General features: G+C 24.9%; 18 protein-coding genes, 1 other RNA gene and 2 pseudogenes. 15 read left to right on the top strand and 6 right to left on the bottom strand.

Features of this window, described 5'->3' with window-relative positions:
• Positions 1 to 4 precede the first annotated feature (4 nt).
• A protein-coding gene (locus ACI2WJ_RS00975; protein WP_400254448.1) for an IS5 family transposase occupies positions 5 to 794 on the top strand; the annotation gives its coding sequence in 2 pieces (ribosomal slippage) (positions 5 to 265 and positions 267 to 794; 789 coding nt in all).
• Here ACI2WJ_RS00975 and ACI2WJ_RS00970 read toward each other — a convergent pair.
• The gene (locus tag ACI2WJ_RS00970) at positions 766 to 1,668 is read right to left on the bottom strand and encodes a trans-sulfuration enzyme family protein (protein ID WP_400254548.1); all 903 of its coding nucleotides are present in this window, start codon (positions 1,666 to 1,668) and stop codon (positions 766 to 768) included. The genes ACI2WJ_RS00975 and ACI2WJ_RS00970 overlap by 29 nt on opposite strands.
• Before the next feature lie 282 nt (positions 1,669 to 1,950).
• Here ACI2WJ_RS00970 and ACI2WJ_RS00965 point away from each other — a divergent pair.
• Positions 1,951 to 3,075, top strand: a pseudogene (locus ACI2WJ_RS00965) (IS3 family transposase).
• A 218-nt stretch (positions 3,076 to 3,293) separates the two neighbouring features.
• On the opposite strand, the gene ACI2WJ_RS00960 reads toward ACI2WJ_RS00965, so the two are convergent.
• Positions 3,294 to 4,083, bottom strand: a protein-coding gene (locus ACI2WJ_RS00960; protein ID WP_400254547.1) for an IS5 family transposase whose coding sequence is annotated in 2 segments (ribosomal slippage) — positions 3,294 to 3,821 and positions 3,823 to 4,083 — 789 coding nt in all. Because the reading frame shifts where the segments join, the coding sequence is not laid out codon by codon here.
• 614 nt (positions 4,084 to 4,697) lie between these two features.
• The gene (locus tag ACI2WJ_RS00955; protein ID WP_252320861.1) at positions 4,698 to 5,078 is read right to left on the bottom strand and encodes a RidA family protein; all 381 of its coding nucleotides are present in this window, start codon (positions 5,076 to 5,078) and stop codon (positions 4,698 to 4,700) included.
• 486 nt (positions 5,079 to 5,564) lie between these two features.
• Between ACI2WJ_RS00955 and ACI2WJ_RS00950 the strand changes: the two genes are divergently transcribed.
• The gene (locus ACI2WJ_RS00950) at positions 5,565 to 5,879 is read left to right on the top strand and encodes an HU family DNA-binding protein (protein ID WP_252320859.1); all 315 of its coding nucleotides are present in this window, start codon (positions 5,565 to 5,567) and stop codon (positions 5,877 to 5,879) included.
• Here ACI2WJ_RS00950 and ACI2WJ_RS00945 read toward each other — a convergent pair.
• A complete protein-coding gene (locus ACI2WJ_RS00945; protein WP_338959369.1) occupies positions 5,876 to 6,337 on the bottom strand; it encodes a Holliday junction resolvase RecU in 462 nt (153 codons plus the stop codon). The genes ACI2WJ_RS00950 and ACI2WJ_RS00945 overlap by 4 nt on opposite strands.
• Positions 6,338 to 6,413: 76 nt before the next feature.
• Here ACI2WJ_RS00945 and ACI2WJ_RS00940 point away from each other — a divergent pair, with 76 nt between their 5' ends.
• The 4 genes and pseudogenes from ACI2WJ_RS00940 to ACI2WJ_RS00925 all read left to right on the top strand — a co-directional run.
• A complete protein-coding gene (locus ACI2WJ_RS00940) occupies positions 6,414 to 6,731 on the top strand; it encodes a DivIVA domain-containing protein (protein WP_338959370.1) in 318 nt (105 codons plus the stop codon).
• Between the two features lie 29 nt (positions 6,732 to 6,760).
• Positions 6,761 to 7,110: RNase P RNA component class B (gene rnpB, locus ACI2WJ_RS00935), an RNA gene on the top strand.
• A gap of 48 nt (positions 7,111 to 7,158) precedes the next feature.
• The gene (locus ACI2WJ_RS00930) at positions 7,159 to 7,620 is read left to right on the top strand and encodes a CinA family protein (protein ID WP_400254546.1); all 462 of its coding nucleotides are present in this window, start codon (positions 7,159 to 7,161) and stop codon (positions 7,618 to 7,620) included.
• A gap of 53 nt (positions 7,621 to 7,673) precedes the next feature.
• Positions 7,674 to 8,090: pseudogene (locus ACI2WJ_RS00925) on the top strand (recombinase RecA); the annotation flags it as partial.
• A 22-nt stretch (positions 8,091 to 8,112) separates the two neighbouring features.
• On the opposite strand, the gene ACI2WJ_RS00920 reads toward ACI2WJ_RS00925, so the two are convergent.
• Positions 8,113 to 9,233, bottom strand: a protein-coding gene (locus ACI2WJ_RS00920; RefSeq protein ID WP_400254545.1) for an IS3 family transposase whose coding sequence is annotated in 2 segments (ribosomal slippage) — positions 8,113 to 8,990 and positions 8,990 to 9,233 — 1,122 coding nt in all. Because the reading frame shifts where the segments join, the coding sequence is not laid out codon by codon here.
• A 22-nt stretch (positions 9,234 to 9,255) separates the two neighbouring features.
• Positions 9,256 to 9,426: a hypothetical protein gene (locus ACI2WJ_RS00915; RefSeq protein ID WP_400254544.1), complete on the bottom strand. Its 171-nt coding sequence runs from the start codon at positions 9,424 to 9,426 to the stop codon at positions 9,256 to 9,258.
• On the opposite strand from ACI2WJ_RS00915, the gene ACI2WJ_RS00910 reads away from it, so the two are divergent.
• The 8 genes from ACI2WJ_RS00910 (at position 9,362) to ACI2WJ_RS00875 (ending at position 18,275) form a co-directional block, all read left to right on the top strand.
• A complete protein-coding gene (locus tag ACI2WJ_RS00910; RefSeq protein WP_400255220.1) occupies positions 9,362 to 9,529 on the top strand; it encodes a hypothetical protein in 168 nt (55 codons plus the stop codon). The two genes, ACI2WJ_RS00915 and ACI2WJ_RS00910, sit on opposite strands and share 65 nt — an antisense overlap.
• 153 nt (positions 9,530 to 9,682) lie before the next feature.
• The gene (gene rny, locus ACI2WJ_RS00905; RefSeq protein ID WP_252320144.1) at positions 9,683 to 11,257 is read left to right on the top strand and encodes a ribonuclease Y; all 1,575 of its coding nucleotides are present in this window, start codon (positions 9,683 to 9,685) and stop codon (positions 11,255 to 11,257) included.
• Between the two features lie 165 nt (positions 11,258 to 11,422).
• Positions 11,423 to 12,778 carry a signal recognition particle protein gene (ffh, locus tag ACI2WJ_RS00900; RefSeq protein ID WP_252320142.1) on the top strand — a complete coding sequence of 452 codons (1,356 nt, stop codon included), beginning with the start codon at positions 11,423 to 11,425 and terminating at the stop codon, positions 12,776 to 12,778.
• Between the two features lie 330 nt (positions 12,779 to 13,108).
• Entirely contained in the window at positions 13,109 to 13,360 is a 252-nt protein-coding gene (locus tag ACI2WJ_RS00895) for a hypothetical protein (RefSeq protein WP_400254543.1), read from the top strand.
• A complete protein-coding gene (locus tag ACI2WJ_RS00890) occupies positions 13,341 to 16,028 on the top strand; it encodes an Mbov_0397 family ICE element conjugal transfer ATPase (protein WP_339038815.1) in 2,688 nt (895 codons plus the stop codon). The genes ACI2WJ_RS00895 and ACI2WJ_RS00890 overlap by 20 nt, the downstream gene beginning before the upstream one ends.
• Before the next feature lie 367 nt (positions 16,029 to 16,395).
• Positions 16,396 to 16,695, top strand: coding sequence for a hypothetical protein (locus ACI2WJ_RS00885; RefSeq protein WP_400254542.1), 300 nt, complete (start codon positions 16,396 to 16,398; stop codon positions 16,693 to 16,695).
• Positions 16,696 to 16,753: 58 nt separating this feature from the next.
• On the top strand, positions 16,754 to 18,112 hold the full coding sequence (locus ACI2WJ_RS00880) for an Mbov_0396 family ICE element transmembrane protein (RefSeq protein ID WP_400254541.1): 1,359 nt from the start codon (positions 16,754 to 16,756) through the stop codon (positions 18,110 to 18,112).
• A 34-nt stretch (positions 18,113 to 18,146) separates the two neighbouring features.
• Positions 18,147 to 18,275, top strand: a complete 129-nt coding sequence (locus tag ACI2WJ_RS00875; RefSeq protein ID WP_338959541.1) for a hypothetical protein — start codon at positions 18,147 to 18,149, stop codon at positions 18,273 to 18,275.
• Positions 18,276 to 18,301 lie beyond the last annotated feature (26 nt).

The following is an 18,301-nucleotide window of genomic DNA, read 5'->3' as shown; positions in this document are numbered from 1 at the left end:
ATATATGCATAAAAATTATCCAAGTCATGTCACCAAAGAACAATTTGAAAACATAAAATCAATTTTAGAAAATAGTAAAAAGAAAACAAAACCAAGAAGTTTAGATTTATATGAAATATTTTGTGCAATTTTATATGTATTAAAAAGTGGTTGTCAATGAAGAATGTTACCAAAAAATTTTCCAAAATGACAAACTGTATATTATTATTTTCAAATTTGAAGTAAAAATAATGGTAAAGAACCTAGTGTATTGCAATTAATTTTAAAAAAAATTAGTTAAAAAAGTTCGTATCAACAATAATCGCAAAGAACAAACTAGTTTTTGTATAATTGATTCGCAAAGTGTTAAAAATACAGATACTACTGAAAATAAAGGTTATGATGCTGGTAAAAAGATTTCAGGTATAAAGCGTCATATTGTTGTTGATTCTCAAGGTTTACCACATGCAATTTACATAACCACGGCAGAAAAAACAGATCGTAATAGCGCTATAATAATGATTGAAAATGAAAAAGAAAATCTTTCTGCAGTTCAAAAAATAATAGTAGATGCTGGTTATACTGGTGAAAAATTTGCTTCTGAAATCAAAACAATCATAAATGCAAATGTTGAAGTGATAAAACGCAATGAATTACATACTTTTGTAGTATTACCAAAAAGATGAATTGTAGAACGAAGCTTTGCTTGATTAGAAAAATACAGAAGATTATGAAAAAATTGTGAAAGAAAACTAAATACTAGTTTACAAATGGTTGTTCTTTCATTTATTTCAGTTTTATTAAAAAGATTCTAAACAGGTTCTTAGGATGTTCTTTTAATCTTGTTGCAATTATTCTTGCATTTTTGCAAGATCTTCATAATCGTAATTCTAAAGTTGATAGTCCTCTTAAAACAAGAAAGGCATCATGAGGTGATAATACAGCTCCTGTTAAATCTTTTAATCCTTCAAAACGAATTTTATTTATTAAAGTACTTTTACCACAAACAATTCCGGCCATAACATCAGAATGACCGTTAATATATTTTGTTGCTGAATGGATAACAATATCAGCACCAAAAATTAATGGTTTAGTAATGATTGGTGTAGAAAAAGTATTATCAACAATTACTTGAATTTGTGGATTATATTGATGGACAATATCACTAATTGCTTTAATATCTAAAATTTCTAAAGTAGGATTAGCTGGTGTTTCGAAAAAAACAACTTTAGTATTTGGTTTTAAATTTTTTTTAATTTCATCAAGTTTAGTAAAATCAGCAAAATCAACTTCAATTTGAAAGCGTGATATTCCTTTTTCAATAAGTGAATGAGTACCACCATAAATTGTTTTTGATGATAATAAATGGTCAGTAGCATTCAATAATGTTCAAAAAGTAGATGCAATGGCCCCCATACCCGATGAGAAAGCAATTGCTTCTTCTGATCCTTCTAAATGTGCCATTCGTTTTTCTAAAACAGTTGTTGTTGGATTACCAATTCTTGTATAAACATATCCTTCTTCTTGTAAATTAAATATCCTACCACCTTGTTTGGCACTATCAAAAGCAAAAGTTGTTGATAGATAAATAGGAGGTAGAGCGGCTCCAAATTTATCATTATAATTACCACAATGAACTAATTTAGTTGCAATGTGGTAATTATTTTTATTTTTTTTAATTTTTGTCATAATTATCTCCTTATAGATATAAATTTATTTTATTTTTATGTTATTTCCATTTAATTTGTATTTTAAAACTACCTTTTATATAAATAAAGGTAGCAAGTTTATATTAAAGTATATAAATATCTTAGATTAATGTTAACAATCCTGTTTTAAAAAAGTAGTTATAATCTAATATTCAATTTTTATATGAAAATACTACAATATCTTTTTGGATGGGTTACACTTTATTGGACACTAATTACGTAGACAAGTGAACAAATTAGTTAAAAGAAAGGAAATATAATTATGGCCAATATTAACTCATATAATGATGAATTTAAAAAACAAATAGTATCTTTATATCAAAATGGCAAATCAGTATCTTGCCTTGCTAAAGAATACAACGTTACAAGAGCAGCTACTTATAAATGAATTAAGCAATTTACAAATTCAGGCAGTTTTAAAACTAAAGATAATCTTTCGGATTTAGAAAAACAATTAATTCAAGCAAATAAAGAATTAAAACAATTAAGAATGGAGAATGATATTTTAAAGCAAGCAGCACTAATAATAGGCAGAAAGTAGAGATTATTACAAATAATAAATCTAAATATAAAATTCGTCCAATTTGTCGTTTTTTAAAACTTTCTAAATCAACATATTATTTTAATTTAAAGAAAAAAGAAGATAAAATCAAAAATAATATGTATGATGAAGCTGTTATTAGTGCTTTTAAACAAAATAAAGAAGTTTATGGAACAAGAAGATTAAAAGTCAGTCTAGAAAATAAAGAAATTTATTTATCACGCAAAAAAATTAAAGAAATTATGAATAAACATAATTTAATATCAAAATACACTAAATTATCATTTAAAAATCATCATAACAAAGTCAATGATAGCCAAATAAGCAATCTTGTGAATAGAAACTTTAATAATAGGCTTAAAAATGAAGTTATTGTTAGTGATTTAACTTATGTTCAAGTTTAATGGTAAGTGAAACTATATTTGCTTATTAATCGACCTATTTAACCGCGAAATTATTGGACATAGTTGTGTAGGTACTAAAAAAGATGCATCATTAGTATATCAAGCATTTATGCAATCAAATCGCTGTTTAAAAGATATTCAAATATTTCATAGTGATCGCGGTAATGAATTCAATAATAAAACTATTGATAAACTTTTATTAGCATTCAATATTACCCGTTCTTTAAGCAAAAAAGGTTGTCCTTATGATAATGCTGTTGCTGAAGCAACTTTCAAAACTTTCAAAACTGAATTTATTAATGATAAAAATTTTACATCATTAATCCAATTAAAATTAGAATTATTTGATTATATCAATTGATACAACAACATACGAATCCACAGCACTTTAAACTACCTAACTCCAGTTAAATATCATGAAAAAATGTCTACCAAAAAATAGTCCTAAAAAGGGTTGCCATTCCAACATTTTTGAAAATATTAAGTCAGATTTATTTTTTAATGTTAATGTATTTTTATTATTAACTTTATATGCAGTAAATTGTTTATAATTATCAACAAAATATAAATACCCACTTTTTTCATTAAATGTCATATAAAGATTATCATCAGCAGATTGTTTTATTGTTACATTGTCTTCTTTTAAATCTAAGAACCTGTTTAAAATCTTTTCAATAAAATTGAAATAAAGGCAAGAACAACCATTTGTAAGCTAGTATTTAATTTTTTTTCACAATTTTTTCATAATCTTCTGCATTTTTCTAATCAAGCAAAGCTTCGTTCTACAACTCATCTTTTTGGTAATACTACAAAAGAATGTAATTCATTACGTTTTATAACTTCAACATTTGCATTTATAATTGTTTTAATTTTAGAAGCAAATTTTTCACCAGTATAACCAGCATCTACTAGTATTTTTTGAACTGCAGAAAGATTTTCTTTTTCATTTTCAATCATTATTATAGCACTGTTACGATCTGTTTTTTCTGCTGTGGTTATGTAAATTGCATGTGGTAAACCTTGAGAATCAACAGCAATATGACGCTTTATTCCTGAAATCTTTTTACCAGCATCATAACCTTTATTTTCAGTAGTATCTGTATTTTTAACACTTTGTGAATCAATTATACAAAAACTAGTTTGTTCTTTTCTACCATTATTGATACGAAATGCCATGACTAATTTTTTTTAAAACTAATTGTAATACACTAGGTTCATTACCATTATTTTTACTTCAAACTTGAAAATAATAATATACAATTTGTCATTTTGGAAAATCTTTTGGTAACATTCTTCATTGACAACCACTTTTTAATACATATAAAACTGCACAAAATACTTCATATAAATCTAAGCTTCTTGGTTTAGTTCTCTTTTTAGTATTTTCTAAAATTGATTTTATATTTTCAAATTGCTCTTTGCTAACATTACTAGGATAATTTTTACGCATATATACCTCTTATCTTAAAATATATAATCATTTTACCCTATTTCTCTAAAAGATTTTAAACAGGTTCTAATATAATTGCTACTGAACTTTTCTCTCACATTGCGGAATGAGTAACAATTATATAATGTTCGTATAGGTATACATGACGATTATTATAGTTATTTAAAAATGGATTATTACTTCCAGTTAAGCGATAAACTGTTGTTGCACTAACTTCTGGTTTAGCTTCATCACTTAAGTCTAAAATAAAAAATTGTGTTTGTGCAGTATTTTTTCCATCACTTATTAAAAATTGATAATAAATTTTTTTGTCCCATTTTTTATTATCTTCTTCATTAATTTATTTTTAAAATTAAGATTTATTTAGAATGTATTTTATTATTGTTTTAAGTATAAAATATTTAGAATTTTGAGAAAAGTGTGAAATTGTAGTAAGAATATTAAATTGGAAAGTGTAGTAATGTATCATTAAAAATGATATTAGTTTATTTTACTAATATCATTTTTATATGAATAAAACTTTTTAAATTTTAAAGTACTTTTTCTAAATAAATCTTGACTTAATTTTATAGTTAAAAATTTAGATATGCAATAAAAAAATAAAATTAGAAAAATTATTTTAAATAAGCAATTGCTTCAATTTCAATTAATGCATCTTTGGGAATTCTAGCAACTTGAACTGCTGCTCTTGCTGGAGCGTGTGTACCAAATATTTCTTCATAAACTTTATTCATTTCAACAAAGTGATTTAAGTCTTTTAAGAAAATATTAACTTTTACAATATTATTTAAAGTAATATTAGCAGCTTCACAAATTGCTTTAATATTTAATAAACTTTGCTTAGTTTGTGAAGAAATGTCAGTGCCAATAAATTCACCTGTTTTACTATTAATTGGTAATTGTCCAGAAATATATAAAAAGTCACCTGCAATTATTGCTTGACTATATGGCCCAATAGCAGCAGGAGCATTAGGCGTATGGATAATATTTTTCATAGTTTATCACTCTTTCTAAAATTATTATGTTTTTGCATCATTGAATATATTAGTAAAATGTAGCGTTATTTTTAAGTTATTTACGTGGTATTAAATAATTAATTAGTAATATAAAATTAGCATCATTAATTATTAAAACTTGAACAACTATAAATATATTTTACATGTTTTTCTTTTCATTTTTTTAATAATTATTTTTCATTTTAATTTTAATTAAATATTTATTTAATATTTTATTATCAGTATTGAAAATTAAATTTTATTTTTATTTTTTAACCTTTATAAGTGTAAAAAAATATTATTCAAATAATTTTATCATTTTTTTAGAAAAAAAATACATTTTATGGTTCACTTTATAAAATGTTACTATATAATTTGATTACAGACCAGTAACATTTTTAAATTGGTTTGAAGATAACGTAGTTATAATAATATCTATAATAGACATTATAATTATAATTCTTAAAACATTAGGAGGAAATTTTTATGGCAAAAAGTAATTCTAAAACAAAGACAGAAATTATTAAGATAGTGGCGCAAAAGTCTGACGTCACAATTGCCTTAGCGACTAATATTATTGATTTATTTTTTGAAGAGATAAAAGTTGAAGTTGCAAATGGTGGTAAAATTAATATACCAAAATTTGGAATATTTGAAACTATTATTCGTGAAGCAAGAACAGGTCGTAATCCCCAAACTGGTGAATCTATTGTAATTAGTGCTTCTAAAGCACCTAAATTTAAAGCGAGTTCTGAATTTAAAAAACATACTAATCAACAAACAGAAACTTTAGCTTCTTAAATTAAAAATTTTAAAAAATCAAGATAAAATGGATATATAATTTCTAATTTATATCCATTTTGTTCTACTTTTTTATATGTCAGTGCTTTTTTTTGAACTTTTAAAAATTTTAATTTTTCTCAAAAAACTAAAAAAAAGGCATTATGTTCTGAAAAATAAATAATAACAAAACTAATAGCATTAAGATAAAAAGCATTTTCTAAGTATTCAAGTTGATGTTTTTTAAAATTATTTCATGGTAATGTTAAAGACTTAGTACTTTTTGCTTCAAAACACAAATATTTACCATGATAAACTCCATGATAATCAACATTACTTTTTTCTTTAAAAATTTTATTGTTTTGATATAAAATTGATGGATTTTGTTTAAAAATTAGTGCTTGTTTTTCATTATTTATAATTTCAATAGTATAATTAATTATAGTTTCAAGAAACATTCCACGGTTAGCATAAAACATTATTTTAATTCCCCCTTACATATAGAATATTACTAACTTTGGAATAGTTTTCCTTTTAATTAAAGGAGGTATAAGTATGAATATTTGTAAAAAGGATATTATAGATAAAGAATTTACTGTTGATTATAAAGGCTATGATTCTAAAGAAGTAGATTTATTTCTTGATTTAGTAGCTACTAATTATGAAATACTAGAAGAATTTGTAAATAAACTAAAAAAGCAAAATGCAATTTTAGAAAATAATAATTACAAGTTACTTAAAGAAATTGATGTTTTAAAAACACAAATTTTAGTTTTAAAACAAGAAAAACAAAAATTAGAAGAAAAAGGTGTAGAAAATGTTGATATTATTACGAGGTTAAGCAAATTAGAAAGTATTGTACATGAAGAATAAATATGTTATAATTTTTTTCTAAAAGAATAAAAAATGAGCTAATCGCTGCATTAGTATGTAGAGGAAAGTCCACGCTCGCACTTTCTGTGATGAAAGTAATGTTTGTGTTAGAGAAAACAATAACTCTAAGCAGTAATTCTGACGGCTGACAAAAACCTAAGTTTTTTATTAAATAAGGTTCTAGTCTATAAAAGTGTCATAGAGACGAGTTTTAAGGAAACTTAAAAGCTGGAACGAGATAAACCCCACAAGTGAGAAACCCAAATTTAGGTAGGGGCATTGGTTTATTAGAAATGAATAATAAACCGAACTATTGTTTACAATAGTAGATAAATGGTTAGCACTTGCAAGAAGCAAGAACAGAACGTGGCTTATGATTTTTTTATTCTTTTTTTGTATTGTAAATTATTTGATTGAAGGTTTAAAAATGACTGAACTTTTAGTTTTATTAGATAAATTTAATTTTAGAATTAGTTGTTGTGAAAGTATTACTGGTGGACTTTTTGCTCAAGAGATTACTAGTATTGCTGGTGCTTCTAAATATTTTAGTGGTGGTTTTATAACGTATACTAATGAATCAAAAATCAATATTGTTAAAATTAAAAAAACAACCATTGAAAAATATGGTGTAATAAGTAAACAATGTGCTATAGAAATGGTTTTAAATACACAAAAAATTTTAAAAACAAATATTGCTATTAGTTTTACTGGAAATGCAGGACCTAATGCTCTAGAAAATAAACCGGTTGGTTTAGTATATGTAGGTATTGTTATCAATGATAATGTTTGATGTGAAGTGTTAAATATTTCAGGTAATAGAAACGAAATTAGATCAACTATAGTAGCAAAAGCAGTAGTTATTTTAAAAAAAATTTTATTAAGTTTTTAAATTTTAAAAAGGAATTATCTTACAGAGTTATTAATATTTTGTAGGGTGATTTTATGGAAATAAACATTAAAGAAAAAGAGCAATTATTAGAAAAGGCCATTAAGCAAATTGAAAAAGAATTTGGCAAAGGTGCTATTATGTTACTAAGTGATAGTAGTATTGGCGATATTGAAGTTATTAGTTCAGGAAGTATATTATTAGATGATATTTTAGGTGTTAAAGGTTTTCCAAAAGGTCGTATTATTGAAGTTTATGGACCAGAATCGGCAGGTAAAACTACATTAGCATTAATGGCTTTAGCAGAAGTTCAAAAACAAAATGGTAGAATAGCATTTATAGATGCTGAACATGCATTAGATCGTCAGTATAGTCAAAAATTAGGTGTTGATATTAGTCGTTTATTAATTACACAACCAGATTCAGGAGAACAAGCATTAGAAATACTAGATATTCTTGTTAAATCAGAAGCTGGAATGGCAACCCTTTTTAGGACTATTTTTTGGTAGACATTTTTTCATGATATTTAACTGGAGTTAGGTAGTTTAAAGTGCTGTGGATTCGTATGTTGTTGTATCAATTGATATAATCAAATAATTCTAATTTTAATTGGATTAATGATGTAAAATTTTTATCATTAATAAATTCAGTTTTGAAAGTTTTGAAAGTTGCTTCAGCAACAGCATTATCATAAGGACAACCTTTTTTGCTTAAAGAACGGGTAATATTGAATGCTAATAAAAGTTTATCAATAGTTTTATTATTGAATTCATTACCGCGATCACTATGAAATATTTGAATATCTTTTAAACAGCGATTTGATTGCATAAATGCTTGATATACTAATGATGCATCTTTTTTAGTACCTACACTATGTCCAATAATTTCGCGGTTAAATAGGTCGATTAATAAGCAAATATAGTTTCACTTACCATTAACTTGAACATAAGTTAAATCACTAACAATAACTTCATTTTTAAGCCTATTATTAAAGTTTCTATTCACAAGATTGCTTATTTGGCTATCATTGACTTTGTTATGATGATTTTTAAATGATAATTTAGTGTATTTTGATATTAAATTATGTTTATTCATAATTTCTTTAATTTTTTTGCGTGATAAATAAATTTCTTTATTTTCTAGACTGACTTTTAATCTTCTTGTTCCATAAACTTCTTTATTTTGTTTAAAAGCACTAATAACAGCTTCATCATACATATTATTTTTGATTTTATCTTCTTTTTTCTTTAAATTAAAATAATATGTTGATTTAGAAAGTTTTAAAAAACGACAAATTGGACGAATTTTATATTTAGATTTATTATTTGTAATAATCTCTACTTTCTGCCTATTATTAGTGCTGCTTGCTTTAAAATATCATTCTCCATTCTTAATTGTTTTAATTCTTTATTTGCTTGAATTAATTGTTTTTCTAAATCCGAAAGATTATCTTTAGTTTTAAAACTGCCTGAATTTGTAAATTGCTTAATTCATTTATAAGTAGCTGCTCTTGTAACGTTGTATTCTTTAGCAAGGCAAGATACTGATTTGCCATTTTGATATAAAGATACTATTTGTTTTTTAAATTCATCATTATATGAGTTAATATTGGCCATAATTATATTTCCTTTCTTTTAACTAATTTGTTCACTTGTCTACGTAATTAGTGTCCAATAAAGTGTAACCCATCCAACCATTTAAAACAGCAAGTCTTGATTTTTGTTTTGAAGAAGGATTTTCAAAAATTAGTGAAATCATTACAATTGCTGTTGAGAAAGAAGTTATTAATAAATCTGGTGGCTGATACACTTATGAAGATGTAAAATTAGGACAAGGAAAAATAAAAGCAAAAGAAAGTTTAGAAACAAATACTTTTCTTTTAGAACAAATTAAGGAACGAATCAAGTTTTAAAAAAAACATGCTAAAATTAATGTAGGATTATTATCCTACTTATTTGTGTGTAGATATTAAAGAAGAAAAATATAAAATTTTAATTTTATTTAAGTTTTTGAGTGTAAGGATTCTTTTTCTTGTAGGTGTTTTACAGCAAGGAGAAAAATATAAATGGAAAAAAATATGTTAGCTATATTATCAAATATAAGTAGTCAACAGTTTGGAATGTGAGTAGGTATATCAATTTTTCTAGCAATGATAGTAGGGATAATTGCTGGATTTCTAATTAGAAAAATGTATTTAAAAATTAAAGAACAACAAAGTTTTACTAATATTTTAAAGAGAGAAAAAGAATCTCAAAAATTAATTCAATCCTCAAGAGCCGATGCAAAAATTGAAATAAGTAAAATGAAAAAAGATTTGTATTTAGAGATTGAATATCGTAAAGAACAAAATTTAGAATATGAGAAACTTTTAAATAAAAGAGAACGCAAATTAAGTGAACGTGAAGAAATAATTGAAACACAAACACAAAATCTTTATCATCAACGTGAAATTGTAAAAAATGTTAAATTAGAATATCATCAAAAAATTGATCAAATTATTATGGAATTAGAAAAAATTTCTGGTATGAGTCGAAATGAAGCAAAAGATGAATTGTTTAGTAAATTAAAAGAAAAATTATCATTAGAATTTAATAAAATTATTAAAAATCATGAATATAATATTAAACTTCAATCTAAAGAGTTAGCCAATAATATTGTTAGTGAAGCAATAGAACGTTATGCAAGTAATTTTATTGTTGATAAGTCAGTATCATATGTTAAGTTACCTAATGAAGAAATGAAAGGCAGAATTATTGGTAAAGAGGGTAGAAATATTAAATCTTTTGAGTTAACAGCAGGTGTAGATATTATCATTGATGATACGCCAGAAACAATTCAAATTTCTTCATTTAATCCGATCAGAAGAGAAATTGCAACTAGAGCTTTAGAAGATTTAGTTAAAGATGGAAGAATTCATCCAATTAGAATTGAAGAAATCTTGAGATTTCATGAGCAGGAATTAAATGAAGGTTTTAAAGTTGATGGTAAAAAAATTATTGATGAGTTAAAATTAACTGGTTTTGAACCAGAGTTAGTATCTTATATTGGAAGATTAAAATATCGTACAAGTTATGGTCAAAATGTTTTATTGCATTCCTTTGAAGTTGCCAAACTTGCAGGAGCAATGGCAGCTGAATTGGGTTTAGATGTTAATATTGCAAAACGTGCTGGTTTATTACATGATATTGGTAAAGCTGCTGATTATGAATTAGAAGGTTCACATGTTTATAATGGTGTGATTTTAGCAAAAAAATATGGTGAAAGTGATATTATTATTAATGCTATTCATTCTCATCATGGTGATGTTGCAAAAGATAATGTTTATTCTTCTTTAGTTTCAGCTGCTGATACATTATCAGCAGCTAGACCTGGTTCAAGAAATAATTCATTAGAAGAATTTATAACTAGAATTAAAGAAATTGAAGATTTGTGTAAATCTGTTAAAGGCGTAGAAAAAGCATATGCTGTTCAGGCTGGAAGACAAATTAGAGTTATTGTGGATCCTAAAGTTATTAATGATTTTGATGCTCATATATTAGCAAGAAACTTAAAACAAAAATTAGAACAAATGATTACAATACCAGGCGATATTCATATTACTGTTATTCGTGAAGTAAGAGCAACAGAATTAATTAATTAAAAAATTAATTAATTATTTTTTAGAGAACCCTTAGGTTCTCTTTTTAACTTTATAAAATATATAATTTGTTAATTCAAATATTTATTTTTTTATGTTTAATTTATTTTTTCATTATTATTTTAGTGTTAAAATAATATAGTCTTAAAAATAGAGGAGAATATAAATATGAGTTTTGCTGACATTATGTCAAAAAAAGTACAAAAAACATTAGAAAAAAATTTAAGTAAAAAAACTTTAACCATGGAAAATATGGAAGCAACAATTAAAGAATTTAGATTAATTTTGTTAGAGGCTGACGTTAATTTTAGAGTGGTTAAAACTTTAACTAATGAAATTATTAATAAAGCAAAAGGTGAATTTATTAAAGAAGGCTTAGATCAAAAAGAAATGTTAATTAAAATTATTCATGATGAATTAACAAAGATTATGGGTACTAAGAATGTTGAATTAGATTTATCTACTAATCCTACTGTTATTATGATAGTTGGTTTACAAGGTTCTGGTAAAACAACAACAATATCTAAACTAGCAAAGTTGTTAACAGATAAATATCAAAAAAAATGTTTACTAGTTGCAGGAGATATTTATCGTCCAGCTGCTGTTGAACAATTAAAAGTTTTAGGAAAACAATTGAATATTGAAGTTTTTTCCCAAAAAAATGAAACTCCTACTAATATTGTTAAAAATGCTCAAATATATGCTAATAAAAATAAGTTTGATGTAATATTAATTGATACAGCTGGAAGATTACACATTGATGAAAAATTAATGCAAGAACTAGCAGAAATAAGAAAAATTACTTCACCAAAAGAAGTTTTACTTGTTTGTGATGGTATGGCAGGACAAGATATAATTAATGTTGCTATTGAGTTTAATAATACTATTCCTATTACTGGAAGTATAATCACTAAATTAGATGGTACTGCTAAGGGTGGTTCAGCTCTTTCAATTTCTTATTTAACAAAGATTCCTGTTAAGTTCTTAGGAATGGGTGAAAAGGTAACTGATTTAGAGGTTTTTTATCCAGAAAGAATGGCAGAACGTATTTTAGGAATGGGTGATCTTACTACATTAATGGAGAAGGCCGAAAGTATAGTTTCAACTCGTGATGTTGAAGAAACTATGAATAGAATGATGTTAGGTCAATTTGATTTGAATGACCTTGTTAATCAAATGAAGCAAATTCAAAAAATGGGTAAATTGGGCTCACTTGTAAAAATGATTCCTGGTATGTCTGCTAAAATTAGTGATGCTAAAATTAGTGATGCTGAAACTGATTTAAAAATAGCAGAATATATTATTGCTTCAACAACTGCTCAAGAACGTGAAAAGCCACAAATTTTACGTTATCCAACTAGAAAAGCAAGAGTATTAAAAGGCTCAGGTCGTTCAGAAAAAGAATTAAATAAAGTGCTAAACCAATTTGAAAAAACTAAAAAAGTTATGGATCAAATTGCTGGTCAGATTAAAAAAGGAGAAATGCCAAATATTCCAGGATTAGATAAGTTAATAAAAAGTTAGAAAAATAAAAAAAATTTGTTATTTTTTGTTAATTTGTTAAAATTTATTTAACTCAAGAAATGTATAAAACTTTGATTTCTTGAGTTTTTATAGATATTATTTTATTAAAATTTTTTTAAATTTTCTTCTTTGTTTTTAAAAATTTAATTTATTTTTTAAAGTAAAACTAGATTTTAAAAAGAAAATAGTGTTTAAATAGTGGGTTATTTTAAATTAAAAATATAGCAAAAATTTATTTTTTCTTTTTCAGTTGCTTAATAATATTTAGGAACAAGATAACTTTGAATTGTGTTTAGTAAACAAATTAAATTCAGTTAGGAGACAATGATTATGAAAGATACGTATACATCTGTTCGATTAGCTCAAAAGCCACAAAATTCTTTTGCTTGCTATCGATGTGGTAGAGTAATTTTGATAGCTGATTACTTAGAAGGAATAAATATTCAAGTTAATTGCAGTCGTTGTGGCTTTAAGAAGCGTGTTAATAGTATAAAGATAGAGAAAATAAACAGTAAACTAAATTCAGCGCTAAATTCTAATGAAATTTCAAAAGAAAAGATAAATGAAATTTTTAATTCCTAAAACTATTAAATTTGTAAAATTACAAATTTGGAGAAGTGTTGGTTTAATTGATTTATTAATTATTTTAATGGTAGTTGGATTTGCTTCAATTATTATTTTATTATTGCAAATTGATATTATTTTTAAAATATTAGCTGTTATTTTAGTTGGTTGTGCTACTATTCCGCTTACTTTTTATTGACAGCCAAGAAAAAAAGGATGAGAAATTATTTTATTATGATTTAAATTTCATAGTAAAAATCGTTATTATAAATCTGAAAAAAATTCACAAATATTAGTACCATTTAAAAAAATTATTAGTAAGAATGTGATGCAATTAAATGTGAAAAATACAAATTATACTAGAGCTTTATTATTGGAGGGTTTTAATATTACATTATTATCTAATGAAGAAGCCTCAAATAAAATTAAAGATTTAGCTGCAGCTTTTAAAATTATTAATATTTCTATGTCTTTAATAAAGATTGATATGCCTTTAGATATAACTGCACAAACTAATTTTTATAAAGAACAACTCGAAAAAATTGATTTAGAAAATATTAGTGAAAAAGCAAAATTAGCAAGAAAATTTCAAATGATATCAGCAATTAATGCTAATAATGAAATTCAAAATCAAAATGAAATGACGCAACCATTTTTTTACTTATTTTTTTATTCATCAAATCAAGAAAAATTAAAAGAAGAAGTAAATGCTTTTAAAAATTATATCAGTCGTAGTGGTGTTAAAGCTAGTGATATTAATTGTTTTGAAATGATGGTTGTTTATAGTAAATTAATAAATTCTAATGAAAATGCTTCGTTAGAAGAAATGTTTACTACAAAAAAAGAAGAAACTGTTAAAAGTAAAGATTTAACTAATGATTTAGCGATTAAAGAATTATTAGTTCATAAGAATAATTTAGAATTTGCTAATTGTTTTCAAACTGTTTATAACATATATGATTATCCATTTGAAGTTTCAGCAGTCTGATTAGCAAATTTAGTAAATATTCCGAATACTAGTTTAATCTTTACTTTTAATAGTATTAGTGAAGAAAGTGCTAAAAAACAATTGAATAAAGCTATGCAAAATTTAGCAACTTTAAATTTTATGACAAAATCATTATCAGAACGAAGAGATTATGATTATCATTATCAATCATTAAATGAATTATTAGATCAAATTGCTGGTGGTGGTGAAAAAATATTTAATACTAATATGTATTTATTAATTAATGGTGCTGATCGTAAGCAACTTAAGCAAAATATTAGTACTGCCGAATACGAAATAAAAAACAATAATATGAAGTTTGATAAATTATATTATCGTCAATTAGAAGCTTTTTTATCAGTAATGCCAGATAGTGCTGATTGATTTAAAGAAACAGGTCACGAAATGCCATGTTTAACAATAGGTGCTAGTTTTCCTTTTTTAAATCAAGAATTAAATGATAAACAAGGACTGTTTCTTGGATTTAATGAAAGTGGTAATAAAGTATTTTTTGATCAAAGAACTAAAAGTAGTACTCGTAAAAATCATAATCAATTAATTATTGGTACTAGTGGTTCAGGAAAATCTTATACTTCTAAAAAAGAAGTAAATTATCAAATTATGCTTGGTCATAAAGTAATTGTTATTGATCCTGAACGTGAATATCGCGATTTATGTAATTATCATGATGGAAGTTGAATTGATGTTGGTGACGGTTCTTCTGGCAATATTAATCCATTTCAAATTACATTGGCACTGAGTGATGATAATACTAATGATAATAATACTCGTGATATTTTAGCACCACATATGCAATTCTTAGAACAATTTTTAAACGTTGCTACTGGTGGATTAACGAGAAATGAATCAAGTTTATTAATGATTTATGTAAATTTAATGTATGAAAAATTTGGTATTACTTCTCGAACAAAAATTCATTTATTAAAACCAAATCAATTTCCAATTTTTCAAGATTTATATGATATTATTGAATCTGATATGGTTAAAGAAGAAGAGATTAGAAGTAAAAATGAATTAAAAAATTTACTAATTATATTATCAAGATTTGCAACTGGTGGTACTGATGCTAATTTATGAAATGCTCATACTAATATTAATAGCAGTAGTTTATTACAAGTTTATGATTTATATACTTTAACGCAATCAGGGAATAAACGTTTAGTTAACGCTCAAATGTTTTTAATTTTGAAATATATTGAAAATGAAGTACGAAAAAATAAAAATGATAATGAAATTAATAATAAACAACAATGAATTTCAATTACTATTGATGAAGCCCATTTACTTATTGATAAAGAATTTCCAGCAGCATTATTATTTATGTATCAAATTGTTAAGAGAATTCGTAAGTATACAGGTATGATAAATATTATTACACAAAATATTAACGATTTTCTTGGTTCTGAAGAAATTAAAAAATATACTACTGCTATTATTAACTCAAGTCAATATTTAAAAGTATTAAACTTACAACCTCATGATTTAGCGGCATTAAATGAATTGTATTCTTCATATGGTGGCATTTCTGCTAATGAAACTGATTTTATTGCTCGTGCTAAAGTTGGTGAATGTCTTTTTGCTATTTCTAGTTTATATCGTATGTGTTTAAATATTAATGTTAGTGATGCTGAAACACAAGCAATTAAAAATATAAAAAATAAAGAAATTGAAAATTAGTATATTTTTTTATACATTATCGATTTCATCAATAATTGTTAATTTATTTTAAATTAAATATAAAGATACTTTCATATTAATAAAACTTATAAGTTTTATTAATATGATTTTATTTAAATAAAAAATTTTATAAAACAATAAAAAATAAGTTGATAAAATTGAAAATTTTTATTTACTTTATTTTAAAACCAACTATAATTAAAGTGTATCAACATTATTTATAACATATGAATTTGACTGTAAGTCCTAATTTATCTCTTTAAGGAGTAAAATAGGGCTTATTATATTATTAGATAAATTCATGCTTTATAAACAATTTTGATTAGTAAATAATTTTATTTTTTTATTATTTAAGGAGGAAAAACTTATGATTTTTAATTATCTATCAGATAGACCTGATATAAATAAAATCATTGATGTAGCAAAACCTTATGTTTCGGCAGTTGCAGGATTGCTAATTGCTGCTTTAATTGCATTTAGTGTTTTTAAAATAATTATATTGGCAAAAGATTTAGCGGCCGCTGGTGATGATCCACAACGTAGAAGTGAGATTAAAAAAGCGTTTATGTATACATTAATTGCACCAATTATTGGCATTACTGCATCAGCAATAATAATTGCTCTTGTGCAAGCTTTTGGTGGTAATCCAAATATTCTTCCTAGCTAACTAAAGAAAGTTATATATTAACTTAATATTAAGTTATGAAGAGAAAAGAGATGAAAATATGGATTGACTAACAGATATTATACTAGGAGCTTTATTATTTATACCTTGACTTATTTTCATTCAAGGACCATTATATTTAATTGATATTTTATTGAGATCACCTAATCATGGTCATGGCGGCATATTTGATTATTTAACAACTGATGCGATAACTAATTTAGTTTTTGGAGATTTTACTAAAGATCCACTTAATAGTAAAAATTTACCAGTATTTTTTTCAGCATTAGCAATTGTTTCAATTGGCGTAATACTTATTATGTTTATTATGCAATTAATTATTATTCAATTTACTGAAACACATACAATTAGAGAAAAATTAGGTAAAGCTATAAAAAATACATTTTTAGCTTTTTTAGTAATTGTTTTCATTCCATTTTTTATGAGTACTATAAATTATTTAATAACAGGATTATTGGCAGTTTTACAAATTACAGCTTTAGGAAAAAATGCTAGTTTAGCTGATTTATTATGAGGTATTGGTGCTCCGGATGCTAATGCTGCTCAGCATGATCCTGGTGTTTATTCAATGCCACCTATTTCTCAATTAAAACATTGAAACTTTATTCTTGAAATTATTGCGGTGTGATTTACTTTATATGTATTATTTGTTGCATCAATGACATTGGTTGAAAGAATTATTGATTTATTACTTTTATTTTCAATATCACCAATTGTTGCTTCTATGATGCCTGTTGATCAAGGAAAAAGATTGGGTGTTTGAAAAGAAATGGTAATAGGTAAGTTTATTATTGGTCCAGGAACGATGTTACCTATTTATATCTTTCTTCAAATATTACCAAAGGCAATATTAGATATTACTAATAATACTAATTTTAGTTGACTTGAAAAACAAGTTTTATATACGTTATTTTGTACAGCTGGTGCTATTAGTTGTTTAAGAACTCAAAAAATTATTAATCACTTAGTAACACAAAACTTAGGTGTACAAAGTGCTATTGATTCTAATGGAGCAGCTATTGCTGGAAATATTATGGGTAAAGCTCGGACTTTTGCTAGCCTTGCAGCAGGTGGTGCTGGTACATTAAAACTTGGGAAACAAATTGCATTTGGTGGTGCTAAAGATGGAAGAAATCCTGATGGTAGTCAAAAGAAAGCAAATGGACTATTAAAAAATGGTATAACAGGTTATTTAGGTAAAGGTACTAAAGGAGTTGCTAAAGGAATTGGTAAATTTCAAAATTCTCATGATCAAGGTACTAAATGACAAGATACAAAAAATAATTTAAAAAGCCCTTTTGTTGGATTAAATAATATGGCTAAGGGTGCTTTTGTTGAACCTTTTGTAAATTTAAATAACACTAGAAAGAATGCAAGAAGAGGAGATCCTGATGAATAAAAAAGTAAAATATTAAAATCTTGGAGAAATAATCATGAAATTTAAAAAAACAAAAAATGAATTTAAAAAGAAAAAAAGTTATCATTGAAGACGTAATGTAACTATTGGTATTTTATTATTAATAATATCAGGTATTGCTGGTGTTATTTCCCAATATGGGTAAAATATAAATTATTATAAAATATATAA

It is taken from the genome of Spiroplasma endosymbiont of Cleonymus obscurus (assembly GCF_964273375.1).
Taxonomy (GTDB): Bacteria; Bacillota_I; Bacilli_A; order Mycoplasmatales; family VBWQ01; genus Spiroplasma_E.
This window is presented reverse-complemented; position numbering and strand designations above follow the sequence as displayed.